Here is a 23,357-nt window from a genome sequence, read left to right on the forward strand (position 1 = left end):
CTGTCCTTGCCATCGCATTGCTCCTGTGCAATCAATGCAGCAGGATTGTATTTTGTTTTTTCTACACCCTCTTGGCGACGCAAAGAAAGGTACCTCGGCCGCCGGGCCGAGACCCGGCCTCCGCCCTCAATCAAGGCATGCAGCAACAACAGACAACTGGCCAACGCCTGCGACGCCTCGGTACCACCGCGACGCACCAGCACCAAAAAGCTCGAACAGCACTCAGGCCGACAGCGCCTTCTCTACCGCCAGCTTGGCCTCGTCCAAGCCACTGAAGAAGCGCGTGGGCTGCGGCTGGGCCTTGGGCAAGTGTGGCGGCGGCGGCCACAATCGCTCGTCCGTCCATCCGGCGGTCCACCCGCCAATGTCCTTGCGCTTCACGGAGCAGACGGCCTGGCCGTCCACCGTCGCGACCCAGGTGGTAGGCGGGTTGTGGTTCCAGATGACATCTGCCATGGCGCCCTCCAACGGTTGACTGACTGCAACACATTGTAAGAACGCCATCCCCGTCGGGCACTGGTGGTTCCCCGACTGCGCCACGCCAGCCATTTGCCGATGGCCTGGAAAGCTACAGCAACTTCCCCAACTTCAACACCCGCCCCTTGCAGTAGCCCAAAGCCCTCATGGAACCCCAACGCGGTCTCGGCAACGAGGCCACCTGAGCAAGGGCCGCGCCATGGGAAGCAGTGGCAAAACAAACGACAAGGCGGTTGTACGAATGCCCGGCCACAGCCCGCTTGCTCAACGCACGGCAACCGTCCCCAGCGCAAACTTCGCAGCGCGCACCACGGCGGCGGCATCCACCCCGAAGAACTCCCGCAACGCCGCCCGCGTATCGCTGCGCCCGAAGCCATCGGTGCCCAGCGTGATGTACTTGCGCCCCTCGGGCACAAAGGCACGCACCGTCTCCGGCACGGCGCGCACATAGTCGGTTGCAGCAATCACCGGTCCGCTTGTGGCGGCCAGCTGTGCTGCAAGCCAGGGGGTACCCGGCTGATCTTCTCCCGCGATGGCGCACTGCTCGCACGCCACGCCGTCGCGCGCCAGTTCGCTCCAGCTGGTCACGCTGACCACCGTGGCGGTGATGCCTTCGGCGGCCAGTTGCTGCGCCGCCTTCGCCACCTCGGTGAGGATGGCGCCCGAGCCCAGCAACGTCACATGGCGGGCCGTGGCCGCAGAGGCGCCCTCGGCCTCGAAGCGCCGGAACACGTAGCAGCCGCGCAGCACGCCCTCGTGCGCCCCCTCGGGCAGGTCGGGCTGGGCGTAGTTCTCGTTCATCAGCGTGACGTAGTAAAAAACGTCACGCTGCTCGGTCACCATCTCGCGCATGCCGGCGTCGACGATCACCGCCATCTCACCCGCATAGGCCGGGTCGTAGGCCTTGCAGTTGGGGATGGTCGCGGCCACCAGATGGCTGCTGCCGTCCTGGTGCTGCAGGCCCTCGCCGCCCAGCGTGGTGCGGCCCGAGGTCGCGCCCAGCAAAAAGCCGCGCGCACGCTGGTCCGCAGCCGCCCAGATGGCGTCGCCCACGCGCTGGAAGCCGAACATCGAGTAGTAGATGTAGAACGGCAGCATGGCCAGGCCGTGCACGGTGTAGCTGGTGGCTGCGGCCGTCCAGCTGGCGATGGCGCCGGCCTCGCTGATGCCCTCTTCCAGGATCTGGCCGTCCAGCGCCTCGCGGTAGCTCAGCACCGAGCCGATGTCCTCGGGCGCATAGCGCTGGCCCACGCTGCTGTAGATGCCCACCTGCTTGAACAGATTGGCCATGCCGAAGGTGCGCGCCTCGTCGGCCACGATGGGCACGATGCGCGGGCCCAGCGTAGCGTCCTTGAGCAGGCTGCCCAGCATGCGCACAAAGGCCATGGTGGTGCTCATCTCCTTGCCATCGGCCTGCAGCGCGAACTGGGCGTAGCTGCCGATGGCGGGCACGGGCAGCGCCTCGCAGGTGGTGTCTCGGCGCGGCAGGTAGCCGCCCAGGGCCTGCCGGTGGCTGCGCAGGTAGCGCATCTCGGGGCTGTCCTCCGCGGGCTTGAAAAAGGCCAGGCTGGTGGCCTGCTCGTCGGTGAGCGGCAGGTTGAAGCGGTTGCGGAACTCGATGAGGTCGGTCTCGTCCAGCTTTTTCTGGCTGTGCGTGGTCATCTTGCCCTGGCCGGCCGTACCCATGCCATAGCCCTTCTTGGTGTGCGCCAGGATCACCGTGGGCTGGCCCTGGTGGCGCGCGGCGGCGGCGTATGCGGCGTGGATCTTCACCAGGTCGTGCCCGCCGCGCTTCAGGCGATCGATCTGCTCGTCCGTCATGCCCTGGGCCAGGGCCGCGAGCTCGGGGTTCTGGCCGAAGAAGTTGTCGCGGTTGAAGCGCCCGTCCTTGGCCGCAAAGGTCTGCATCTGGCCGTCCACCGTGCCTTCGAGCGTGCGCACCAGCGCGCCCGTGAGGTCGCGGGCGAACAGGCCATCCCAGTCGCTGCCCCAGACCAGCTTGACCACGTTCCAGCCCGCGCCGGCGAACAGGCGCTCCAGCTCGTCGATGATGCGGCCGTTGCCGCGCACCGGGCCGTCCAGCCGCTGCAGGTTGCAGTTGACCACCCACACCAGGTTGTCGAGGCCCTCGCGCGCCGCCAGGGTCAGCGCGCTCATGCTCTCGGGCTCGTCCATCTCGCCATCGCCGAACACGCCCCAGACCTTGCGGGCCGTGCAGTCGAGCAAATTGCGGTGCGTGAGGTAGCGCATGAAGCGCGCGTGGTAGATGCTGCTGATGGGCCCGATGCCCATGGACCCCGTGGGGAACTGCCAGAAGTCCGGCATCAGCCAGGGGTGCGGGTAGCTAGACAGGCCCTGCGCGCCCGCGCCCGGCGCCGTCAGCTCCTGGCGGTAGTGCATCAGGTCCTGCTCACTCAGGCGCCCTTCCAGGAACGCCCGCGCATACACGCCCGGCGCGCTGTGCGGCTGGAAGAACACCAGGTCGCCCCGGTGCTGGCCCTCGCCCAAGCCCTCGCGCGCCCGGAAGAAGTGGTTGAACCCGCTCTCGAACAGGTCGGCAGCGCTCGCGTAGCTCGCGATGTGCCCGCCCAGTTCACCATAGGCCTGGTTGGCGCGCACCACCATGGCCAGCGCATTCCAGCGCACGATGGAGGCCACGCGCTCCTCGATCGCCAGGTCGCCGGGGAAGACCGGTTGGTCCTGCACGGCCACGGTGTTCACGTACGGCGTGTTCAGGTCCGGCTGCCAGCCCACGCGGCCCGCGCGCGCCAGGCGCACCATTTCCTGCAGCATGAAGCGCGCACGCTCGGGCCCCTCGGTCGCGACCAGGGCCAGGAAGGCATCGCGCCATTCGGCGGTTTCTTGGGGGTCCGTATCGGCCAGCGCGGTGGCCGATGCGGGCGTGAGCAGGTGGTGGTGTGCGGTGGGGGCGTTCATGCCACAACTGTAGCCCTTGCGCCCCCGAATGGGATGCCGTTTTGGCTCGCCCAAGCCCCGGGTGCAGCATTTCATGCGGCAAACCACCTACACTGCAGCACATGAAGCTGGATACCCTGGATTTGCGCATTCTGGCCGAGCTGCAGGCCGACGGCTCCCTGTCCAACGTGGAGTTGGCGCGCCGCGTGCACCTGTCGCCCTCGCCCTGCCTGGCGCGCGTGAAGGCGCTGGAGGCCGCGGGCGTCATCAGCCGCTACGTGGCCCTGGCCAGCGCGGCCGCCCTGGGCCTGGGGCTCAACGTGTTCATCAGCATCAGCCTGAAAACGCAGAGCAAGGAAGCGCTGGGCGACTTCGAGCAGCGCATCGCCGAGCACGACGAGGTGATGGAGTGCTACCTCATGAGCGGCGACAGCGACTACCTGATCCGCGTGGCCGTGCCCGACATCGGGGCGCTGGAGCGTTTCATCCTGGACCGGCTGGCCCCTATCCCCGGCGTGGAAAAGATCCGCTCGAGCTTTGCACTCAAGCAGGTGCGCTACAAGACGGCGCTGCCGCTGCCCAAGGCATAGAACCCGCAGCCGCCTCCCTCATTGCGCGCGCGCGGTGCTCGGCGGATGCCCGATGATGCGCTTGTATGCCCGGCTGAACGACGCTTCCGATTCATACCCCAGCCGGTTGGCCGCCACCGCCACGCGCATTCCGTCGCGCGCGATCCAGCGGCGCGCCTGCGACATCTTGACCTTGGCCACGTAGCGCGCCGGGCTCTCGCCCATGGTGCGCGTGAACGACTCGGAAAAGCGCGAGCGCGAGGCGCCCATCAGGTCGGCCAGCACGGGCACGTTCCAGTCGCGCTCGGGGTCGGCATGGATGGCGGCGATCACCTTGCCGATGCGCGGGCAGCGCACCGCCGCGATCCAGCCCGTGGGGCTATTGCAGCTGCACTCCACCCAGGCGCGGATGATGCTGGCCGCCAGCGCATCGGCCAGCCGCGCCAGGATGGCGCAGGCGCCCATGCGGTCCTGCGCCACCTCGCGCTCCATCGCTTCGAGCAGCACGGGCACCATGGTGTCGCGCCGGGCCAGGTCGCCGGCCAGCATCACCTCGGGCATCATGGCCATCAGCGGGTGCAGCGGATCGAGGTTGAAGCGCAGCGCGCCGCAGAACATCACGTCGGGGGCCTGCGGCGGGGGCGGTGCAATGGCATCGGCGACAAGCCGGTCCGCCCGGGCAGGGTCGCGCCCGTCCACCAGGTAGATGTTTTCGGACACGGCCTTGCGCGCCAGCGAGTCGATGTCCACCGGCGGCACGTCGGGAGAGCTGGCCATCACGTGGAAGCTGCCATGCGGCAATAGCACCGCATCGCCCGGGTTCAGGCGCTGCCACTCGGTGGTGGGCGTGCGCAGCCAGGCCCCGCCATGGCCCACGAAGTGAAACCGCGCCGAGCGCTGCGCCGGAAAGGCAATGGCCCAGGGCGGGTGCAGCACGCAGCGGCCATACTCCACGCCGTCCAGGCGCAGGCCGAGCAATATCTGGGTCAGCAGGTCCGGCGGCTCGGCAAAAGGCTCCTGGGCGACCTGGTCGAAGGGGCGGGACAAAAAGTCAAGCATTTCGGCTTTTAGGGCATGGAAACGCCTGCATCTTATTCCTACCATGGCCTTCCATCCATCCCCAGGGCCTTTCCCGTGTCTTCATCCCCTTCCTGCTCGACCTGCCTCGATGCGCCTGCCGGCGCCCTGGCCGATGCTGCACCCAACAATCCCCCGCCACCCGCCGCAGAGCCCACCGAGGCGCGCTGGACAGCCGTCGCCTCCATGGCGCTGGGCGTGTTCGGCCTGGTCACGGCCGAATTCCTGCCCGCCAGCCTGCTCACCGCGATGGCCAGCGACCTGCGCGTGAGCGATGGCGCGGCCGGCCAGGCCGTCACCGTCACCGCGCTGGTGGCGGCCGTGGCCGCGCCCTCGCTGCCGCTGCTCACGCGCCGCATCGACCGGCGATGGGTGATGCTGGCCTTCACGGTGATGCTGGTGCTATCGAACGCCCTCTCCGCCCTGGCCAGCAACCTGCCCACACTGCTGGTGGCGCGGGTGGCACTGGGCATCGCGCTGGGCGGCTTCTGGTCCATGTCGGCCGCGCTGGCCATGCGGCTGGTGCCGGCCTCGCTGTTCGCGCGGGCCATGTCCTTCATCCTCACCGGGGTGTCGGTGGCCACCGTGTGCGCGGCACCCATCGGCGCGTGGATGGGCGATATGTGGGGCTGGCGCAGCGCCTTCATCGCGGCCGGCGGCATCAGCCTCATCACGCTGGCCGTGCAGTTGGTGGCCCTGCCCGCCCTGCCCCCGCGCGACAACCCCAACCTCCAGGTGCTGGGCGAGCTGCTGCGCCGCCCACCCGTGCGCGTGGCGCTGCTGGCGGTGCTGCTGGTCATCTCGGGCCACTTCGCAGGCTTCACCTACATCCGCCCGCTGATGGAGCAGGTCACCCACCTGTCGGTGACCACCATCACGGCCGTGCTGCTGGGCTATGGCGTGGGCGGCTTCTTCGGCAACTTCGTGGGCGGCTGGATCGCCGGGCGCAGCGAGCGCCAGGCCATCGTGGCCGGCGGCGCCGTCATCGCCGTGCTGGCCGCCACGCTGCTGGTGGCCGGTCAATCGGCCGCCATCACGGCCGTGGCCGTCACGCTGTGGGGCTTTGCCTTCGGTGCCTTCCCGGTCGGCTTTCAGACCTGGATCGTGCGCGCCGCGCCCGACCAGGCCGAGGGCGCGGGCGGCCTGCTGGTGGCGGCCTTCCAGATCGCCATTGCCAGCGGCGCCATCTTCGGCGGGCTGATGGTGGACCACGTGGGCGCCCTGGGCGGCCCGGCCTTCGCGCTGGCGGCCCTCACACTGGGCACGTTGCTCACGCTGCGCCACGGACCTCGTCCTGCAGGAGCATGAGCATGGCCAACCTGACCAACCGCCGCATCACGCTGGCCGCACGGCCCGAGGGGCTGCCTGAACCGAAGCACTTCGGGCTGGACACGCAGCCCGTGCCGGAGCCCGCCGAAGGACAGGTACTGCTCAAGACGCTGTACCTGTCCATCGACCCCTACATGCGCAACCTGATGGACCCCATCGGCCCGGGCTACGCCCCGCCCGTGGAGATCGGTGCGCCCATGGTCGGCGGCACGGTGAGCCGGGTCACCGCCTCGCGCAACGCGCAGTTCCGCGAAGGCGACCTGGTGCTGGCCAATGCCGGCTGGCAGGACTACGCCCTGTCCGACGGCAGCGACCTGCTGGCACTGGGCGGCGCGGCCCAGCCCTCGCAGTCGCTGGGCGGCCTTGGCATGCCGGGCTTCACCGCCTATGTGGGACTGCTCGACATCGGCCAGCCGAAGCCCGGCGAAACCGTGGTGGTGGCCGCTGCCACCGGCGCCGTGGGCGCCATCGTGGGCCAGATCGCCCAACTCAAGGGTGCGCGCGTGGTGGGCATTGCCAGCGGCGCCGACAAATGCCGCCATGCCGTGCAGGAACTGGGCTTCGACGCCTGCCTGGACCGGCGCGAGCCCGATCTTCCCGAACGTTTGGCGGCGGCCTGCCCGCAGGGCATCGATGTCTACTTCGAGAACGTGGGCGGCGAGGTGTTCGACGCAGTATTGCCCCTGCTCAACCTGCACGCCCGCGTGCCGGTGTGCGGCTTCATCGCGCACTACAACGACAGCACGCCCACGCCGGGGCCGGACCGTTTGCCCCGGCTCACCGCCACGCTGCTGCAAAAGCGCGTGCGCATGCAGGGCTTCATCATCCTGGACCACTACGGCGAGCGTTTCGACACCTTTCGCCGCGAGATGGCCGGCTGGATCGCCCAGGGCCAGGTGCGCCTGCGCGAGGACATGGTGGACGGATTGGAGAACGCGCCCCAAGCGCTGCGCAAGGTGCTGCAGGGGCAGAACTTCGGCAAGACGGTCGTGCGCGTCGCCGACTAGGTTGGCCGGCCGCTAAGGCGCTTTGGCCGCCGGTGCCGATTTGCCCGCAGTGGCCTGTGGCTTGGCCTGAGCCCCCTTGCCCGCCGCCTTGGGCACCACACCGGTGGCCACGCGCTTGCGGAACTCGGCCAGGCGGGCCTTGAGGCGCTTCTCGTTGTCGGGCCCCATGCGCACCAGCATCTTCTGCCCGCTCGACAGGGCCTGCAGCTCAGGGTCCACGAACTCGTAGCGCACCCAGGGCCGGGTCGATGTGACCTCCCCCTTCACCTCCGTCAGTTGCACCAGCAGCGGGCCGGTGGGCTCGGGCGTCTTGAGCAAATGATCGAGCACGGCCACCAGGCGGTCGTTGAAGTACTTGCCCGGGTAGCCCAGCTCTTCGTAGGCCTGCTGGAACAGCGGGTACAGCCGCGCATACACGGCCACGGCCTGGTCGATGGGGATGGCCTCGGCAAACGCCACAAAAGCACCGTAGCGCCCGGCGTTTCCGTCCGCAATGGCCAATTGGCCTTGCGTGCCGGGCACGCCCTCCACGGCAAAGCGGCGCGGCGCCATCTGCACCGGCCACATGCGCGCGGGCGCCTGGGCGCGCGGCAGGTTGTCCACCGTGGCCACCACACGGCGCACAAAGCCGTCGAGCTGCAGGAATGAGCCCACCGAGGGTTGGCCCAGCAGCTCGGTCAGCGCCTGGGCCACGGCCACATCCGACTCGGCCAGGGCGGGCAGCGGGGCCGCATCGGCCTGGGCCAGGGGATCGATGAGGTTCTGAGGCCCCGTAGGTTCCGATGCAGCCGCCACAGGGGCCGATGCCGGGGCTTCGGGCGGCGCCGCGGCAGCCGGCGGCTCGGCCGCTGTGTTGTTCCTGGACTGCCATTGCCACCAGGCGTAGCCTGCGCCCACCAGGGCCAACACCAGCACACCCGCCACCCACACCGTCGCACCGCCCGTGCTGCGTGGCGGTGCCGGTCGGTGGTCGCTGCGCAGTTCAGAGAAGTCGCGGTCGGGGTCGAGCACTGGATCGGGCATGCAGGGGTCCTTGCGTCATGGCCCGGGGTGCGGCCAACGCAGCCGCCCGGGTCATGGCCTGACCATTGGAAACCCTTTAGGTTCCAGCAAGAGGTAACGCCCTGTTTTCGTCATGGGCACGCTGCACCCACGCAACAGCGCCCGCACCACGCGGCGGATTCCTACAGCGCCTGCAACCAGTCCACCGTAGCCGCCAGTTCGGCCGGGCGGATCTCGTGCATGCCCGGGAACTCGCGGTAGTGGAGCGCGACGGGCAATTGCGCAAAGTGCTCGCGGATGGCATGCGCCTGCGCCAGCGGAATCACGTTGTCCTGCTGGCCATGGCTCACCCACAGCTGCTTGCCCTGCAGCGCGGCGGCCGGCGCGGCTGCGGGCAGCACCTGGGGCAGCAGGCGGCTGTGCCACACCATGGCCGCCTGCAGCAGTGCGGGTTGCGTGAGCAGCAGCGACAGCGCCATGATGCCGCCCTGGCTGAACCCGCCCACCACCACGCGGCTGGCCGGCACGCCCAGTTGGGCCGCAGCGGCTTCCACCGCCTGGGCCACCAGCGCACGGCTCTGCAGTTCCTGCGCCTCGTCGATGCGGCGCTCGCCATTGGGCAAGACCGAGAACTCGAACCAGGCATTGGCCTCCGGCCCCATGCGGAACGGCGCGCGCAGGCTCAGCACGTGAAAGCGCCCGGGCACATGCGGCGCCAGGCCGAACAGGTCCTCTTCATTGCTGCCCACGCCATGCATCAGCACCAGCAGCCAGGGCTCGGCGGTGCCGGAGGCGGCGGGGCGGTGCAGATAGGTCAGTGGCAATTGGGGTGTAGTCATGAATCTTGGTATTGGAAAGATGCCGGAGAGCGGCGAACAATGCTCAGTGTGCCGCAGGCTGCAACGCAAAAGCATCCATGGACAACATGCTGTACATCACCTCGCGGCTCAGGTACTGCGGCTGCAGGTCGTCGCCCGCCGCGCCCAGCGCGAAGAAGATGGGCAGAAAGTGGTCTTCCGTGGGGTGCGCGCGCGTGGCGTGCGGGGCCTGGCTGCGGTAGTTGAGCAGCGCCTGCATGTCGCCCCGGGCCAGCGCGTCCTCGATCCAACGGCTGAACTCCAGCACATAGGGCGCCGGCTCGCGCGCGCCGCCAAAGAACTCGGACAGGTTGTGCGTCATGCTGCCCGAACCCACCACCAGCACACCCTGGCTGCGCAGCCCGCGCAACGCCGCGCCCAGCGCAACCACCTCGGCCGGGCCCGCGCTGGCGGGCAGTGCCACCTGAACCACGGGCAGGTCAGCATCGGGGAACAAATGCATCAGTGGCACCCAGGCGCCATGGTCGAAGGGCCGCGCCGCATCGCCCTGCGCGGCCACACCCGCAGCCTGCAGCAGCGAGAGCACCTCCTGCGCCAGGGCAGGCGATCCCGGGGCCGGGTACTGCAACTGGTACAGCGCGGGCGGAAAACCGCCAAAGTCATGCCAGGTGGCCGGCTGCGGCCCGGTCATCACCTGCGGGCTGCGCGCCATCCAGTGCGGCGACATGATCACCACGCCGCGCAGCCCCGGAAACTGCGCGCGCAGCCCCTGGCCCCACTGCGTGAGCGCAGGGCCGGTGGTACCGGCATCGATGGCGAACAGCGGTGCGCCATGTGATACGAACAGGGCGGGCACGGTGGCAGGCGACGAAGAAGGGGCTTGGGTGGTGGCCGACATGGTGGGCGTACTTTCTCCAGGGTCTGAGAGGTACTGTAGGACTTACCACGGCTGAGACCAAGCCCCGGGGGTCAAACGGATTGTTGCGATTTCGGCACCAACGCAGACCCTGACACGCTGGCACGCCCCAAGACAAACGCACCCCGAAGGATGCGTTTGGGTGTCCCCATCAGTTGGCGGGCAGGCGAATGGGAATTCGCCTCAGTAGACCACCACCTTGCCCGTGGAGCGCGGGCTGTAGCAGTCGTTGTAGAAGTACTCACCGGGCTTGTCGAACGTATGCTGGGCCGACTGTCCGGGGGCCAGGCGGAAGTTGAAGCGTCCTTCGAAGAACTGCGTTGCGCAGTGCACGCCCGTGTTGCCGGCCGGGTTGGTGAACGTCACCGTCGTGTTGGCGGGCACGCGCATCCAGGTCGGTGTCACCGCGTTCACCGCGCCGGACTCCACCGCCCCCGGCGCATTGGTCGCCGTGGGGATGCGGCCCAGGATGACGGTGTTGGGCGTCGGCAAGGCGGCGCCTTCCACAGGGTTGCCGGACACGGGGCGGCGGACCTGCGGCGGGATGGGCGCAGGTGCTGGTGCCACGGTCCCGCCCACCTTGAAAGCCCAGAGGTAGTCACCCCGTGGTGCATCGCTGTACGGAATGGACGTGCCGCCCGCGTACACCGCCACGTATTGCTCGCCATCGATCTGGTAAGTGACCGGGCTGGCGCTGATAGCCGCACCGGTCTGGAAGCGCCACAGCTCCCGTCCGTTCTCGGCCTCCATCGCCAGCAGGTTTCCGTCCGGCTGACCGATGAACAGCAGGTTCGAAGCCGTGGTGAGGATCCCGTTGCCATGGGCGAGCGAATACGGCATCTGCTTCTTCCAGCGAACGAGGTTGGTGCTCGGATCGACGGCCACCACCGCACCGGTGACGTACGAGCCGGGTGGCCGCAGGCCATTGCTGGACTCGCTGAGCGAATGCGCGGCACCTACGTACCCCATGCCCGTGTAGACCAGGCCCGTGGAGCGGCTGAACGACTGGTGGTTCCAGTTGGCCCCGCCGCCGTGGCCCGGCATGGACAGGATCGGTATGTCCCAGTGCGGATCGAAGAGGCAGCCGGTCTGGTAGTTGGGCACCGCACGGTTGGGGTCGCCGGGCACCTCCGTGCCCAGGGGTTGCTGCACCACGCACAGCTCGGTGAAGCCACCCTGCTTGGGATACGGCTGCGTCGGCCAGGTGGCCTGGCGCGCGTCCTGCTTCACGGGCCGCTCTTCGATGCCCAACGGCGCGCTGCCATCCTTGCGATCGAGGATGTAGTACATCCCGGTCTTGCTGCCGTAGATCACCACCTTGCGCTCACGCCCTTCGATCTGCACATCCGCCAGCACGGGGGACATCACGTTGTCCATGTCCCAGATGTCGTGGTGCACCGACTGGAAGTGCCACTTGTAGGCGCCGGTGGTCAGGTCCAGAGCGACGATCGAGTTGGAGAAAAGATTCTGCCCAGGCCGCTCCGAGCCGTCCTGCGACGAACCGCCGCGCACGTTGCCGAAGGTCCAATACACCAGGTTGAGTTCGGGGTCCACGGCGGGGTGGATCCATGGGGTCGCGCCCGTGCGCTTGGCTTCCTCCGCGCCGCCCCAGGTTTCGTAGCCACGCTCGCCCTGGCGAGGTATGCCCCAGAAGTAGTTCAGCACATTGCCGTTGGTGGCATCGGCGGCGAAGGCGGCCCCGCGGTTGCCATCGTTGGTGCCCACATGCAACCGGCGGTTGTGGTACACGATGGCCACCTTCTGGACGGAACCCAGGTAGTTCGGGTCGGCGGCGTCCGACGGGTACTGCTTGATCCAGGCCACCGCGCCCGTGTCCTTGTTCAGCGCCACCAGGCGGTTGCCGTTCGCAACGGTGTAGACCAGGCCCAGGTCCTTGGCCACGGCCACGCCGCGGCGGGTGATCACGCCGTAGGGCGTGGTCCACTTCCACTTGGTCGCACCCGTCTTGCCGTCCACGGCAATCACGTTGCCCAGCGCCGATTCGATGTAGATCACGCCATCGACCACCACCGTGGTGCTCTGGTTGGTTCCGGTGTTCAGGCCGCCTTCGATCCGGTTGGTCCATGCGCCCCCCAGGTTGGCGACGTTCTGCTTGCCGATCTGCGCCAGCGCCGAGTAGTTCTGGTTGCCCAGGTTGCCGCCGACCTTCGGGAAGTCCTTGTCTCCCGCAGTACAGCAGTTCTGCAGGTCTGCCGCAGCGCCAGCAGCGTTTGCAGGGCCGCCATTGCTTCCCCCGCACCCGTGCAGGAAGGCGGCCGAGGCCAATGCCACTGCCGTGAGCGAAACAGCCGTGGTGAGTTTCTTGTGCATTGATGTCTCCTTGCAGATGAAACCAGCGTGCTATTTCGCCGCCGTGCAGAACGGGGTGAGTCCCATCACGGACTTCACGCCCTGCACCACGAGCTTCTGAAACGCCTGCGCCCCCGGTCCCTCGGAATTGGCCTGGAACGAGTGCGTGTTGTGGCCCAGCGTGGTGAGCCAGGCCCGGCCGCCGTCGTAGTACTGGCACCAGGCGACCGGGTGGAAATCCTTGTGGCCAGGATGCGGGCTGGCGGTCAACGGATCGAGGGTGGCGGTATCCACCTTCGCGAGGAACTTCACGTTCGTCGGAAATGGCGTGAGGTTGTACCACTCGTCCTGGAACGCGAACCGTGCCGGCACACCCTGGGTGGAGGGGTCGTCCGCCAGGATCTGCACATCGCCATTGCGGTTGGGGGCATGGTTGTAGAAGTTGGCGTTGCCCAACAGGCCCTCGTAGTACGGCCAGTTGTATTCGGCCCCGAACGCGTTGTGCAAGCCCACGAAGCCGCCCCCGCGCCGCATGTAGTTGCGCAGCGCGGTGCGGGCGGCATCGTTGCTGGTGGTGACTGCTTCGTTCCACAGCGTATCGCGGTTGGAGCTGGCGAACACCACCGCCTTGTAGTTGTTGATGCGGTTAGCGATCACCGTGACGTCTTCCGTCCAGTCGGCGGCAATGCCCGCTTCCTCAAACATCCGCTTGAGGCCCGCCTGCATGACGTTGTCCGCATTCATCGCCGGATTGAGCCCGGCGGCCATCGGGGTACCCAGGTTCGCGTGGCGCGGCCCCGCCGTGCGCGAATAGATCAGTACCCGGTTGGGGGTGTTGGCGAAGGCACCCCAGTCGTTGTAGCAGGCCGGATCGACCCCGCGGCACACGTTGTAGTACGGGTCGATGCTGGGGGCCACCACCGTTTGCGGGTCGGAGTCGCCGCCGCCACAACCCGCCAATCCCATCAAGATCGCTGAAAGCATGCCCGCCAGATGCAGGGCGCGTGCCGAAGTGTTCAAAGTTGTCTCCTGTGTGGTTCTGCGTTTGTCGGAACGAAGGTCTCCCCCGTCCGCCAACGCATACTAAACACAATGGAAACATTTTCCAATATGGAAACTCTTTCCTTTTTACACTTGAAAACACTTTTTCAAAGGGTTAGCAGGTACCTCCGGTCCAGGGGAGCAAGGGGCAAAGGCATGGCCACCAGTCCTTAAGAGGGGCGCTTGCGAAACAGAGCGGAAGCGCCGCTGGCCCGTGAAACCTCTGCCGCAGTCGAAAGGATGTCGGGAGCCAGTTTGGCCATGCGCTGCTCGGTCAGTCGCACCATGGGGCCGGCGATGGTGACGACTCCGACCGCCACCCCATCGGCGCCAAACACCGGCGCAGCCATGGCCGTCATGCCGGGGGAAAAGACCTCGACAATCGTGCTGTAGCCTTTGTCACGCGCTGCGTTCACATAGTCCATCACGGCTGCTATGGAGGTTGGCGCATTCGGGCCGAAGTCACGGGGATCGCACAGGCCTTTTCGCGCCACGAGGGAGAGCGCATCGTCTTTCGGCAGCGTGGAGAGCCATGCATGGCCCGCGGCACTGCACGCCAGCGTGACCGACAGGCCCATGTCGGGGTCGTACCGCAACCCATGGCGGGCACCCTGCGCCTTGGCGACGAAGATGAGCTCATCGCCGTCCACGACAGCCAGGCGCACCAGTTCCCCGGAAACGCTCGCCAACTGGTCGAGCAGCGGCTGCGCCAGATCGACAACTCCGGTGCGGCTCAGGTAAGCAAGCCCGATCGACACCATCTTGGTGGTGAGCCGGTAGTGGCCATCACGGGCGTCCTGCGCCACATAGCCGTATCGGATCAGGTCGGCCAGCAGGCGGTGGGCGGCAGACAAGGGGAGCTCCAGACGGCCCGCAAGCGCCGATACCGCGCTTCCTTCAGGGTGTTCGGCCAGGTACTCGAGAACCTTCAGGCTGCGCTCTACTGCTCCGCTCATTGCACCACTCCACCGGTTCAACATCCCGGCACAGCAGGACTGTAGCAACCTCCCGAATCAGATTCCGCGCGGGAAAACCGTCAGACCATCCATCGCGTGTCGCCCAGTTGCCCGCGCAACGTCCCAAGTTGGCGGAAAACGGTCTGGTTCACGCCGTGCGCCGTGTCGCGCCGCTCAATCCACGACCCTGCCCCGCAACGCCTTCGTCGCGCTGCGCTGGCTCTTGCCCTCCAGCCGCCGCTGCTTGGAGCCATAGGTCGGCTTGGTCGCCCGCCGCACGCGCGGTGGCGCGGCCACGGTGTTGACCAGGGCGTTCAAGCGCTCCATCGCATCCGCCCGGTTCATGTCCTGGCTTCGGTACTGCTGGGCCTTGATGACGACCACGCCCTCCTGGGTGATGCGCGCATCGCGCAGGGCCAGCAGGCGCTCCTTCACCCCTTCGGACAACGAAGACGCGGCGATGTCGAAGCGCAGGTGTACGGCGCTCGATACCTTGTTGACGTTCTGCCCGCCCGCGCCCTGGGCGCGCATGGCGGTGATCTCGACCTCGCGCTCGTCCACCTGCAGCACGGCCACCTGGCCGTTGATGCGCGGGGCCTCCTGCGGCGGGCGGGGTGGGCGCGGGGCTGCCGCCTCGGGCACAGCGGCGATGGGCGGAGCCTTGGGTGCCTCAGTGGTCATCGCGCGCTCACTCGGCTCCATCTGCCAACGCCGCCAGCAGTTCCCGCAAGAAGGCCTCAGGCCGCTCGAACTGCACCCAATGCCCGGAGCCGGCCACCAGCACCATGCCGCGAAAATCGGGCGTGGCGGCAGCGTACGCGGCCTCCAGCTCGGCCATGAAGCCCTGGTACAGCGCATCGTCTTCCCCATAGATCACATGCACCGGGCAGGTGACTGCGGGCAGCGAGCGGGCCAGGATGTCGGTGCGCGCCAGGCGGCGGCGCGTCATGCGGTCGCGCACCACATTGCCCACATGCACTTCGAGCGCCAGGCCCTCGACCAGGGCCGGTTCGCGCAGCATCAGCGCGGCCAGGTTGTAGCGGTGCATGTCGAGCTGCTCGGCTGGGGGCAGGTGGCGCCAGCCCTTCAGGCGCACGGGCCGCTCCGCCACCACGCCCATGGCGGGGGCGCCCACCACCACCAGCTGGCGCGCCAGCTCGGGGTGGGCCGCCAGCAGGAGCCCGGCGGTCAGCCCGCCGAAGGAAAAACCCACCAGGTCCACCGGCCGCGGGCCGAACAGGGCGCGTAGCCCATCGGCCATGGGCTCGACGAGGGCATCGGCATCGCCGCCCGTGGGCGGGGTGGCCGAATCGCCAAAGCCCGGCAGGTCGGGTATCCAGATATGGCGGCCGGCGGCCACCAGGGGTTCGATGTTGCGCACCCAGTGCGTCCAGCTGCCGCTGCCGCCGTGCAACAGCACCAGGGGCGGCACATTCGCATGCGCCTCGCCCCAGCTGTGCCAGACCGTCTCACCACTGCCGCAGGGCGTGGTGTGGCGCTGGGCCAGGGCACGCAGCCGGTCAATCTCGGGGGACGGCAGGCTGGCGACCGGGCGATCATCCCGACCTGGGGCCGTGGTGCCCCCTTCTTCCTCGACCCCAGCCGCCATCACATACCCGCCAGGCCGTCGATGGCCAGCGCGTAACCGCGCACGCCAAAGCCGCACATCACGGCCTTGGCCGCTGCGGCGATGTAGGAGTGGTGGCGAAAGGCCTCGCGCGCGTGCACATTGCTGATGTGCAGCTCGATCAGGTTGATGGCCGTGCCCTTGGTGGCGTCGTGCAAGGCCACGCTGGTGTGGGTGTAGGCGCCGGCATTGATCACCACGCCAGCCAGTTCACCGGCGGCATGCAGGCGGCCGGCCTCGTGGATCCAGTCGATCAGGGCGCCTTCATGGTTGCTCTGGTGAAAGCGCAGCGTGAAACCGTGGCGCTCGCAGGCCTCGGCGCACATCTGCTCCACATCGGCCAGGGTGTGCGCGCCATACACGGCGGGTTCGCGCGTGCCCAGCAGGTTCAGGTTGGGGCCATTCAGGACAAATACGGTCTTTTTCTGGTTCGCAGACATGCATGCACTCCGGGCGTTGGTGGGGCCTGACCATCTATCGAAGGAACGGCCAGGCAGCCTTTGGTTCTTGCCAACGCGGGATTATGCGGTGCCCGTCACCGTATTCGCCTTCAGCCTGGCACTGCAGCACAGGGGGCTGCGCTGCCAGGCAATGAGGCCCTCAACCCGAATGCGGAGGAACTCAGCGGTCCCAGCGGCCACGGCCGCCGTGGCCGTGGTGATGGTGGTGGCCGTAGCCGCCGCCACGGTAGTAGTACCGGGGTGGGGGCGGTGCGTAGTACACGGGCGGGGGCGGTGCGTAATACACCGGTGCCGGTACCGAGTACACAGGGCGCGGCGCATAGTAGACAGGCGCCGGGGCCGAGTACACGGGGTAGCCGCTGTTCACGCCCACCACCACGCCTGGCGAACTCAGGCCTATCGACCAATTGACATCGCTGCGGGCCTGGGCCGAGCCAGCGGCTGCAAACAGCGCCAGGGCCACACCGGCGGCAGCGGCCACGGATTGGATAGAACGGGTTTTCGTCATGGAAATCTCCTGGTAGTGGAGGCTGCCCTGATCTCAGGATCGCCTCACTGGTACTCAACGCACCAGATGTCCGAAAGGATGGCACGAAACACCATCTTTATTGTTTCTTTACGTACACGTGAGTGCGCACTCCTGGGCAATAGTTCACGCCAGACCGTTGTAACAGGGCAAAGCGGCCAGGAAAAGGGCGGCGCAAGGTGCCCCTCCGTTCCCATTTGGGGGCCGGTGGCACCATTGCAACCCTGCGCGTCACCCGGGCACGCTGCAGTGCAGCAGACGGGCCGGCCACCCCCTAAAATGGACCAATGACCACGTCCACCCCAGCAAACACCCCTGCCGCAGCACCCGAAGCGGCCCTTGAGACCGCCAAGACGAGCAATTTCCTGCGCCAGATCATCGAAAACGACCTGGAAAAGGGCACCTACGCCAGCCGCCAGTGGGGTGGTACGCCGGGCGATGCCGCCCACCACGCCAAGGGCCAGCCCGACCCGGCCAAGATCCGCACGCGCTTTCCGCCCGAGCCCAACGGCTACCTGCACATCGGCCACGCCAAGAGCATCTGCATCAACTTCGGCCTGGCACGCGACTACGGCGGCGTGTGCCATCTGCGCTTCGACGACACCAATCCCGAGAAAGAGGATACGGAGTACGTCAACAGCATCATCGACGCCGTCAAATGGCTGGGCTTCGACTGGAACGGCAGCCCCGACGCCGCGCCCTACCAGGCCAGCGATTATTTCGACTTCATGTACCGCGCGGCCGAGTACCTGGTCGAGGCCGGCCACGCCTACGTGGACGAGCAGACCGTGGAGCAGATGCGCATCAACCGCGGCGATTTCGGCAAGCCCGGGGTGGACAGCCCCTTCCGCAGCCGCACGCCGGCCGAGAACTTGAAGCGCTTTCGCGAAATGCGCAACGGCGAGCACGAGGACGGCTCCATGGTGCTGCGCGCCAAGATCGACATGGGCAGCCCCAACATCAACATGCGCGACCCGGCGATCTACCGCATCCGCCGCGCCACGCACCACAACACCGGTGATACCTGGTGCATCTACCCGATGTACACGTATGCCCACCCCATCGAGGATGCGCTGGAGCAGATCACCCACAGCCTGTGCACGCTGGAATTCGAAGACCAGCGCCCCTTCTACGACTGGGTGCTGGAGCGTTTGACCGAAGGCGGCCTGCTGGGCAACCCGCCCCCGCGCCAGTACGAGTTCTCGCGACTGAACCTCACCTACGTGATCACCAGCAAGCGCAAGCTCGCCCAACTGGTGTACGACCATAAAGTGAGCGGCTGGGACGACCCGCGCATGCCCACCATCGTCGGCCTGCGCCGGCGCGGCTACACGCCCGAATCGCTGCAGGTGTTTGCCGATCGCATCGGCGTGACCAAGAGCGACAGCTGGATCGACTACAGCACGCTGGAAGGCTGCCTGCGCGAAGACCTGGAACTCAAGGCCTTCCGCGGCATGGCCGTGCTCAACCCCGTCAAGTTGGTGCTCACCAACTGGGACGAGGTCATGGGCGCCGGCCACCTGGAGGACTGCACCCTGCCCTCGCTGCCCCACCCGCCCGAAGGCGTGGAAAGCCCCGACCGCCACTTCACCATCGGCAAGGAAGTCTGGATCGAGCGCGAGGATTTCGAGGAAGTGCCCCCCAAGGGCTACAAGCGCCTGTTCCCAGGCAACAAGGTGCGCCTGAAGGGCGGCTACGTCATCGAATGCACCGGCTGCAACAAGGATGCCGACGGCAAGATCACCGAAGTGCTGGCCACCGTGGTGCCCGACACCAAGAGCGGCACCCCCGGCGCCGACAGCGTGAAGGTCAAGGCCGCCATCACCTGGGTGGGCGTGGCCGACGGCGTCAAGGCCGAAGTGCGCATCTACGACCGCCTGTTCCTCGAAGCCCAACCCGACGCCGGCGGCAAGGACTTCATCGAAGGCCTGAACCCCAACAGCCTGAAGACCGTGACCGCCATCGTGGAACCCTCCCTGGGCCATGCCCACAAGGACGACAAGTTCCAGTTCGAGCGCCACGGCTACTTCGTCGCCGACCGGGTGGACCACGAGCCGGGCAAGCCGGTGTTCAATCTGGCGGTGGGGTTGAAGGACAGCTGGGGCAAGTAAGCCCCTCTACGAACACAGGCGCCTCGGCGCCTTTGTTCTTAGTGAGGCCTGTGGTCTCGACACAGCAAAGGCACAATGCATCTGTGAGCGACCACGCAAACACCGCAGCACAAGCTCAGGCCATCATCATTGCCGGTCCCAATGGCGCTGGCAAAACGACGTTCGCGCGCGAGTTCCTACCAGCGGAAGCCCGGTGCCCCGTGTTCGTCAACGCGGACCTGATCGCTGCGGGCCTGTCGCCCTTTGCCCCCGAAGTAGCCGCCATCAAGGCGGGGCGCATCATGCTGGCGGAAATCGATGAACATGTAGCCCACAGACGCAGCTTTGCACTGGAAACCACCCTGTCCGGCCGCACCTATGCCAGCAAGATCCGGCATTGGCGAACGCTGGGCTATCGGGTGAACCTCTTTTTCCTGCAACTGCCCAATGCCGACATGGCCATCGAACGGGTGCGCTTGCGGGTATCGCAGGGTGGACATAACATTGCTGACGAGGTCGTGAAGCGGCGGTTTGATGCCGGGCGGTTCCATCTGGCCCACACCTACCAGCCCATCGTCGATGCCTGGTTTCTGTATGACAACCAGCACCGCCAGCCATTGCTGCTGGCGCAAGGAACCAATCCATGAGCACACCGACTATCGACGCACAGTCCACTACCGACGACCTGGCCCAGGCTGCATTGGCAGCGCTTACCAGGGCGGGCTTGCGCGCAGCAGAAGAGGCGCGCAATGCAAACACCCACATGGTGATCACCGTAGAGGGTGAGGTGCAGCACATCAGCCCCGAGGAATACGTCAGCCAGCGCCAAATGCCGCAAAAATCTCCCGCGTGACAGCGGACCCGCGTACTGTCAGCCCTTCCCTACCCCACCCATCGCACTCAGCCGATCCCCGCCCGGGCCCGCCAGCGGCACCATGGACCCTTGTTCGTGCAACAACGGAGGTCCCCATGCCCACGACAACCGCACCCCGCCAGACACTCATCGATCTGGAAACCCAATTCTGGCAAGCCATGGTCGACGAGAACATCGGCGCTGCCACCGAGCTGCTGGCCGAGCCCGCGATGATGGTCAGCAGCCACGGCGCGCTCAAGTTCGACCGCGCCATGTACGGCAAGATGGCCAAGGAAGGCCCGATGGTAGTCACCGCTTTCGAGTTCAGCGACATGCAGGTGGAGTTTCCGACCGATGCCATGGGCATCCTGACCTACCGCGTGAAGCAGGGTGTGGCGCCGCGCGGCGACAAGGCCAAGGCTACCGAACAGGTGATGCACGACAGCTCCACCTGGATACACGCTGACGGACGCTGGCAGTGCGTGATGCACACCGAGACGCCGGTCGATGATTCGATGAAGTTGCCGACCAAGCACTGATGGCAGGAATGGATGGGGCGCAGAGGTTCTAAGATCGGCGGTTCTCTTCCATCAAACCGTACCGATTTCCTCATGAATTTCGCCGCCCGCCTCCAGCAACTGCCCTCCGCCTCCCATCTCGCCTCGCTGCAACTGCTGGGCGCAGATGGCCAGGTGCTCGCCACCATCGAGAACAAGCCCGGCCAGACCGGCTCGCTGGTGGTGTATGCCGCGCTGGCTGCGCTGTATGGCGGCAGCATCACGCCCAAGGCGGCTGCCCTGGGCCTGGAGTGGTATGCCGAGCATGTGGCCGATGCCAAGGCCTTCCCGGGCAAGCACCCCAACATCGACCGCCTGCTGGGCTGGGCCGAGGGCAGCGAAAGCTACCGCGCGCACGTGATAGCGCAGGCCTGATAGCCCCGCTCCGGGCCAAAGCCGGCCCAGTCATCAGCGGCTTACTTCAGCCACTTGTCGGAGGCACCCTTCAGGATGCCCCGGCTGTCGATCTGGCCCCACACGAAGTTCATCACGCGCGTGTAGTCCGCATCGTCCTTGGGCAGCATGAAGCCCAGGTAGCTCTTGGGCGTGAGCGGCGCGTCGATGAAGGCGGCGTGCAAACGCGGGTCGGCCTTGCTGTAGACCAGGGCTTCGTAGGTCTCGGTGATCATCACGTCGCCCTTGCCTTCGGCGATCAGTGCCGGGATCTCGGCGTTCTTCTCGTGCGTGCTCACTTGGGCGGCCTTGAGGTTCTGCAGCACATAGGTCTCGTTGGTGCCGCCCGGGTTCTTGATCACACGCACGTTGGGCTTGTTCAAATCGTCCACGGTGGTGTACTTGGCCTTGTCGGCCGAGCGCACCAGGGCCACCTTGCCGAAGGGCGCGTAGCCCGGCAGCATCTCGATCAAACGGATGCGCGCCACGTTGCGCGTGATGCCGCCCACGGCAATGTCGAACTGGTCGGACTGCAGATCCGCCATGAGCTTGGGCCAGGAGGTCTGCACGTACTCGATCTTCACGCCCAGTTCCTTGGCCATGGCTTCGATCACGTCGATATCGTGGCCCGACAGGCCGGCGTCGGTCTTGATGGCGAAGGGGCGGTAGTCGCCCGGCGTGCCTACGCGCAGCACCTTGCTCTCCATGATCTTGTCCAGGCGCGGGCCGGCCTGGGCGGCGTTGCTCAGGGCAAGGGTGGCGACCACGGCGGCTGCGGCCATGGCGAGGGCTTTCTTGGCGATCATGTGAGGGCACTCCGAAGGATTGGGGGTAAAGGGATCAAGGCTGCGCGCGACCGCCACCGTCTGCGCGGGCGATTCGCAACAAAAGGATACTGCAGACAACGAGGACATTGCAGGTACGCATGCGCCGTCACTCGGACCGGACCGAATGCGGTTACCCTGACCACATCCATTTATTGCCCATATCCAACAGGAACACTCCCATGGCCAACAAGAAACTCAAGGTCACCATCGAACTCGAAATGTCCGTCCCCGAAGACTGGGAGCTGGTCGAAACCTCCGAGGGCACGCCCGTGCTGAGCCTGCCCGACGGCCGCTACATGGACATCGCCATCGAGCCGCTGTTCGCCACCGACCCCGAAGAGCTGTGGAGCAGCACCGACGACGAAGACGCGCTGCACGAAGTGCTGGACATGGTGGACAGCGAGGCCGTGACCTACGAATTCGTGAAGCACTGAGATCTGCCGAGCGGCCGTGCGGAGGCACGCACCGCAGCGCCCCCTCAATACAGCCCGTACTGGTAGTCGTAGCTGCGCAGCGAGAGATCCGGCTGGCCAGTGGTGTCGAAGCCCAGTTGCAGCAGGTTGGGGCGCGGGTTGGCCGTGTCCACCACGAGCTCATCGTCCGCCTCGGATTCCGACGGTGTCAGGAACACAAAGCTCTGGAACACCGCATTCAGCACGGATTCGGTGCGCCGGGGGCGGTGCTCCTCGTCCAGCAGCAGCACGGGCTTGTGCAGTTGCTCCTGGTGCATCCAGAACCACACCCCCTCGCCCGCCGGGCCGGGCTGGGCGCCGGATTGGCCCTTGCCGTACCAGCTGTTGGGCAACTCGCCCGGGGTGACACCCGCCGGGTCCCAGGCGAGCGCGCCCAGCCCGTCGCCCACTTCGATGTAGATGCTCACACTGCGGTCGTAGCGGGCCCGCACGGCACGCGGCAGGATCTTGTCCAGGCCGCGAGGGCCCGTGCGCTGGTAGTCCCAGTCGCGCAGCAGCATGTCGGTGACCTTGGCCATGTCTGCCGCGGACTGGAAGCCGGAGTCGCCGAGCTGTATCTGCCAGTCCCCCAGCACCTTCACGAGCGGGGGCAAGGGCACGCCCAGGCTTTTTTCCAGATCGGCAAAGGCCGCCCTGGCAGGCTTCTTCCTGGCGCCGCCATCGCCCGGCGTGACGGTGATGAACTCCGCCTTGGCCGCCACGCCGCGCACGCGCTCGATCCAGGGCCTGCCCTGGTCGTACAGAGGACCCAGGATGGGCCCCAGGTCGCGCACCTTCCAGGTGGTGTCGAAGCTGCGGGACTTGCCCTCCAGCGTGGCCTTGCCCCGCAATCGCACACGCTTGAGACCCACGGGCAGCGGGAACACCAGCACCGGGGATCGGGCGATTCCGTCCGCCGTGGCCTGGTGATCGAACTTGCCCACCGCCTTGCCGTCGACGAACACGTCGGCCGCCACGCGGTCGCCCGGCTCGATCGAAGGATGGATACCGGCCTTGCCCGGGGTGCCCACGGGGACGGCGTCGCCCTCTGCGGCAAAGGCCTGCCCGCCGTGCGCACCGGCCATGGCGGTCGCCAACCAGGCCGACATGCCCGCGAGAACGTGCCGCCGCTGTGGCCCAGGCTGTTGCTGTT

At 67.0% G+C, this 23,357-nt stretch carries 25 protein-coding genes; 9 read left to right on the top strand and 16 right to left on the bottom strand.

Going from position 1 to position 23,357, the window contains the following annotated elements; genetic code table 11:
* The 3 genes from AC07X5_RS29805 to mdeB form a co-directional block, all read right to left on the bottom strand.
* The coding region (locus AC07X5_RS29805) for a hypothetical protein (RefSeq protein WP_494773081.1) at positions 1-203 on the bottom strand (203 nt) is incomplete at its 3' end.
* Positions 204-222: 19 nt separating this feature from the next.
* Positions 223-456 carry a hypothetical protein gene (locus AC07X5_RS29810; RefSeq protein WP_494773082.1) on the bottom strand — a complete coding sequence of 78 codons (234 nt, stop codon included), beginning with the start codon at positions 454-456 and terminating at the stop codon, positions 223-225.
* Between the two features lie 285 nt (positions 457-741).
* On the bottom strand, positions 742-3,414 hold the full coding sequence (mdeB, locus tag AC07X5_RS29815; RefSeq protein ID WP_494773083.1) for an alpha-ketoglutarate dehydrogenase: 2,673 nt from the start codon (positions 3,412-3,414) through the stop codon (positions 742-744).
* 101 nt (positions 3,415-3,515) lie between these two features.
* Here mdeB and AC07X5_RS29820 point away from each other — a divergent pair, with 101 nt between their 5' ends.
* A complete protein-coding gene (locus AC07X5_RS29820; protein ID WP_409959060.1) occupies positions 3,516-3,983 on the top strand; it encodes an Lrp/AsnC family transcriptional regulator in 468 nt (155 codons plus the stop codon).
* An 18-nt stretch (positions 3,984-4,001) separates the two neighbouring features.
* Here AC07X5_RS29820 and AC07X5_RS29825 read toward each other — a convergent pair whose 3' ends face one another.
* Positions 4,002-5,021: an AraC family transcriptional regulator gene (locus tag AC07X5_RS29825; protein ID WP_494773084.1), complete on the bottom strand. Its 1,020-nt coding sequence runs from the start codon at positions 5,019-5,021 to the stop codon at positions 4,002-4,004.
* Between the two features lie 75 nt (positions 5,022-5,096).
* Here AC07X5_RS29825 and AC07X5_RS29830 point away from each other — a divergent pair, with 75 nt between their 5' ends.
* Both AC07X5_RS29830 and curA read left to right on the top strand, forming a co-directional pair.
* Positions 5,097-6,347 (top strand): MFS transporter, encoded by a 1,251-nt coding sequence (locus AC07X5_RS29830; protein ID WP_409959064.1) that lies wholly within the window; start codon positions 5,097-5,099, stop codon positions 6,345-6,347.
* A complete protein-coding gene (curA, locus tag AC07X5_RS29835) occupies positions 6,344-7,375 on the top strand; it encodes an NADPH-dependent curcumin/dihydrocurcumin reductase (RefSeq protein ID WP_494773085.1) in 1,032 nt (343 codons plus the stop codon). The genes AC07X5_RS29830 and curA overlap by 4 nt, the downstream gene beginning before the upstream one ends.
* A gap of 12 nt (positions 7,376-7,387) precedes the next feature.
* Here curA and AC07X5_RS29840 read toward each other — a convergent pair whose 3' ends face one another.
* The 10 genes from AC07X5_RS29840 to AC07X5_RS29885 form a co-directional block, all read right to left on the bottom strand.
* Positions 7,388-8,398, bottom strand: a complete 1,011-nt coding sequence (locus AC07X5_RS29840; protein WP_409959067.1) for a DUF3014 domain-containing protein — start codon at positions 8,396-8,398, stop codon at positions 7,388-7,390.
* Positions 8,399-8,559: 161 nt separating this feature from the next.
* The gene (locus AC07X5_RS29845; protein ID WP_494773086.1) at positions 8,560-9,216 is read right to left on the bottom strand and encodes an alpha/beta hydrolase; all 657 of its coding nucleotides are present in this window, start codon (positions 9,214-9,216) and stop codon (positions 8,560-8,562) included.
* Positions 9,217-9,259: 43 nt separating this feature from the next.
* A complete protein-coding gene (locus tag AC07X5_RS29850; RefSeq protein WP_494773087.1) occupies positions 9,260-10,093 on the bottom strand; it encodes a DODA-type extradiol aromatic ring-opening family dioxygenase in 834 nt (277 codons plus the stop codon).
* 201 nt (positions 10,094-10,294) lie between these two features.
* Positions 10,295-12,442, bottom strand: coding sequence for an outer membrane protein assembly factor BamB family protein (locus AC07X5_RS29855; RefSeq protein WP_494773088.1), 2,148 nt, complete (start codon positions 12,440-12,442; stop codon positions 10,295-10,297).
* 30 nt (positions 12,443-12,472) lie between these two features.
* Positions 12,473-13,441, bottom strand: a complete 969-nt coding sequence (locus AC07X5_RS29860; protein ID WP_494773089.1) for a ThuA domain-containing protein — start codon at positions 13,439-13,441, stop codon at positions 12,473-12,475.
* Between the two features lie 191 nt (positions 13,442-13,632).
* Positions 13,633-14,418 carry an IclR family transcriptional regulator gene (locus tag AC07X5_RS29865; RefSeq protein ID WP_494773090.1) on the bottom strand — a complete coding sequence of 262 codons (786 nt, stop codon included), beginning with the start codon at positions 14,416-14,418 and terminating at the stop codon, positions 13,633-13,635.
* A 174-nt stretch (positions 14,419-14,592) separates the two neighbouring features.
* Positions 14,593-15,099 (bottom strand): alternative ribosome rescue aminoacyl-tRNA hydrolase ArfB, encoded by a 507-nt coding sequence (gene arfB, locus AC07X5_RS29870; RefSeq protein ID WP_494773091.1) that lies wholly within the window; start codon positions 15,097-15,099, stop codon positions 14,593-14,595.
* Positions 15,100-15,106: 7 nt separating this feature from the next.
* Positions 15,107-16,027 (bottom strand): alpha/beta fold hydrolase, encoded by a 921-nt coding sequence (locus tag AC07X5_RS29875; RefSeq protein ID WP_494773092.1) that lies wholly within the window; start codon positions 16,025-16,027, stop codon positions 15,107-15,109.
* A complete protein-coding gene (gene aroQ / locus AC07X5_RS29880) occupies positions 16,027-16,485 on the bottom strand; it encodes a type II 3-dehydroquinate dehydratase (RefSeq protein WP_494773093.1) in 459 nt (152 codons plus the stop codon). The genes AC07X5_RS29875 and aroQ overlap by 1 nt, the downstream gene beginning before the upstream one ends.
* A 181-nt stretch (positions 16,486-16,666) precedes the next feature.
* On the bottom strand, positions 16,667-17,014 hold the full coding sequence (locus AC07X5_RS29885) for a hypothetical protein (protein WP_409959084.1): 348 nt from the start codon (positions 17,012-17,014) through the stop codon (positions 16,667-16,669).
* 305 nt (positions 17,015-17,319) lie between these two features.
* On the opposite strand from AC07X5_RS29885, the gene AC07X5_RS29890 reads away from it, so the two are divergent.
* The 5 genes from AC07X5_RS29890 (at position 17,320) to AC07X5_RS29910 (ending at position 20,907) form a co-directional block, all read left to right on the top strand.
* Positions 17,320-19,143, top strand: coding sequence for a glutamine--tRNA ligase/YqeY domain fusion protein (locus AC07X5_RS29890; protein ID WP_494773094.1), 1,824 nt, complete (start codon positions 17,320-17,322; stop codon positions 19,141-19,143).
* A gap of 83 nt (positions 19,144-19,226) precedes the next feature.
* Complete coding sequence (locus AC07X5_RS29895; RefSeq protein WP_494773095.1) at positions 19,227-19,769, top strand: ATPase; 543 nt, start codon at positions 19,227-19,229, stop codon at positions 19,767-19,769.
* Positions 19,766-19,975, top strand: coding sequence for a hypothetical protein (locus AC07X5_RS29900; protein ID WP_494773096.1), 210 nt, complete (start codon positions 19,766-19,768; stop codon positions 19,973-19,975). Before AC07X5_RS29895 ends, AC07X5_RS29900 begins: the two co-directional genes overlap by 4 nt.
* A gap of 116 nt (positions 19,976-20,091) precedes the next feature.
* Entirely contained in the window at positions 20,092-20,514 is a 423-nt protein-coding gene (locus AC07X5_RS29905; protein ID WP_494773097.1) for a nuclear transport factor 2 family protein, read from the top strand.
* Between the two features lie 72 nt (positions 20,515-20,586).
* A complete protein-coding gene (locus AC07X5_RS29910; RefSeq protein ID WP_494773098.1) occupies positions 20,587-20,907 on the top strand; it encodes a DUF2322 family protein in 321 nt (106 codons plus the stop codon).
* Positions 20,908-20,948: 41 nt separating this feature from the next.
* On the opposite strand, the gene AC07X5_RS29915 is transcribed toward AC07X5_RS29910, so the two are convergent.
* A complete protein-coding gene (locus AC07X5_RS29915) occupies positions 20,949-21,731 on the bottom strand; it encodes a transporter substrate-binding domain-containing protein (protein WP_494773099.1) in 783 nt (260 codons plus the stop codon).
* Between the two features lie 200 nt (positions 21,732-21,931).
* Between AC07X5_RS29915 and AC07X5_RS29920 the strand changes: the two genes are divergently transcribed.
* Positions 21,932-22,186, top strand: coding sequence for a hypothetical protein (locus tag AC07X5_RS29920; protein ID WP_409959096.1), 255 nt, complete (start codon positions 21,932-21,934; stop codon positions 22,184-22,186).
* 44 nt (positions 22,187-22,230) lie between these two features.
* On the opposite strand, the gene AC07X5_RS29925 is transcribed toward AC07X5_RS29920, so the two are convergent.
* A complete protein-coding gene (locus tag AC07X5_RS29925; RefSeq protein WP_494773100.1) occupies positions 22,231-23,313 on the bottom strand; it encodes a hypothetical protein in 1,083 nt (360 codons plus the stop codon).
* Positions 23,314-23,357: the final 44 nt, after the last annotated feature.

The sequence above is a fragment of the Acidovorax sp. GW458-11-26-14-TSB4 genome, assembly GCF_059423865.1.

Excerpts from the sequence above, each read along its gene's own strand:
- AC07X5_RS29905 (WP_494773097.1), top strand. The coding sequence starts at position 20,092 with ATGCCCACGACAACCGCACCCCGCCAGACACTCATCGATCTGGAAACC.
- AC07X5_RS29820 (WP_409959060.1), top strand. The coding sequence starts at position 3,516 with ATGAAGCTGGATACCCTGGATTTGCGCATTCTGGCCGAGCTGCAGGCC.
- AC07X5_RS29925 (WP_494773100.1), bottom strand. The coding sequence starts at position 23,313 with ATGTCGGCCTGGTTGGCGACCGCCATGGCCGGTGCGCACGGCGGGCAG.
- AC07X5_RS29890 (WP_494773094.1), top strand. The coding sequence starts at position 17,320 with ATGACCACGTCCACCCCAGCAAACACCCCTGCCGCAGCACCCGAAGCG.
- curA (WP_494773085.1), top strand. The coding sequence starts at position 6,344 with ATGAGCATGGCCAACCTGACCAACCGCCGCATCACGCTGGCCGCACGG.
- AC07X5_RS29825 (WP_494773084.1), bottom strand. The coding sequence starts at position 5,021 with ATGCTTGACTTTTTGTCCCGCCCCTTCGACCAGGTCGCCCAGGAGCCT.
- AC07X5_RS29920 (WP_409959096.1), top strand. The coding sequence starts at position 21,932 with ATGGCCAACAAGAAACTCAAGGTCACCATCGAACTCGAAATGTCCGTC.
- AC07X5_RS29915 (WP_494773099.1), bottom strand. The coding sequence starts at position 21,731 with ATGATCGCCAAGAAAGCCCTCGCCATGGCCGCAGCCGCCGTGGTCGCC.
- arfB (WP_494773091.1), bottom strand. The coding sequence starts at position 15,099 with ATGACCACTGAGGCACCCAAGGCTCCGCCCATCGCCGCTGTGCCCGAG.
- AC07X5_RS29855 (WP_494773088.1), bottom strand. The coding sequence starts at position 12,442 with ATGCACAAGAAACTCACCACGGCTGTTTCGCTCACGGCAGTGGCATTG.
- AC07X5_RS29885 (WP_409959084.1), bottom strand. The coding sequence starts at position 17,014 with ATGACGAAAACCCGTTCTATCCAATCCGTGGCCGCTGCCGCCGGTGTG.
- AC07X5_RS29910 (WP_494773098.1), top strand. The coding sequence starts at position 20,587 with ATGAATTTCGCCGCCCGCCTCCAGCAACTGCCCTCCGCCTCCCATCTC.
- aroQ (WP_494773093.1), bottom strand. The coding sequence starts at position 16,485 with ATGTCTGCGAACCAGAAAAAGACCGTATTTGTCCTGAATGGCCCCAAC.
- AC07X5_RS29810 (WP_494773082.1), bottom strand. The coding sequence starts at position 456 with ATGGCAGATGTCATCTGGAACCACAACCCGCCTACCACCTGGGTCGCG.
- AC07X5_RS29865 (WP_494773090.1), bottom strand. The coding sequence starts at position 14,418 with ATGAGCGGAGCAGTAGAGCGCAGCCTGAAGGTTCTCGAGTACCTGGCC.
- AC07X5_RS29850 (WP_494773087.1), bottom strand. The coding sequence starts at position 10,093 with ATGTCGGCCACCACCCAAGCCCCTTCTTCGTCGCCTGCCACCGTGCCC.
- AC07X5_RS29875 (WP_494773092.1), bottom strand. The coding sequence starts at position 16,027 with ATGGCGGCTGGGGTCGAGGAAGAAGGGGGCACCACGGCCCCAGGTCGG.
- AC07X5_RS29845 (WP_494773086.1), bottom strand. The coding sequence starts at position 9,216 with ATGACTACACCCCAATTGCCACTGACCTATCTGCACCGCCCCGCCGCC.
- mdeB (WP_494773083.1), bottom strand. The coding sequence starts at position 3,414 with ATGAACGCCCCCACCGCACACCACCACCTGCTCACGCCCGCATCGGCC.
- AC07X5_RS29900 (WP_494773096.1), top strand. The coding sequence starts at position 19,766 with ATGAGCACACCGACTATCGACGCACAGTCCACTACCGACGACCTGGCC.
- AC07X5_RS29840 (WP_409959067.1), bottom strand. The coding sequence starts at position 8,398 with ATGCCCGATCCAGTGCTCGACCCCGACCGCGACTTCTCTGAACTGCGC.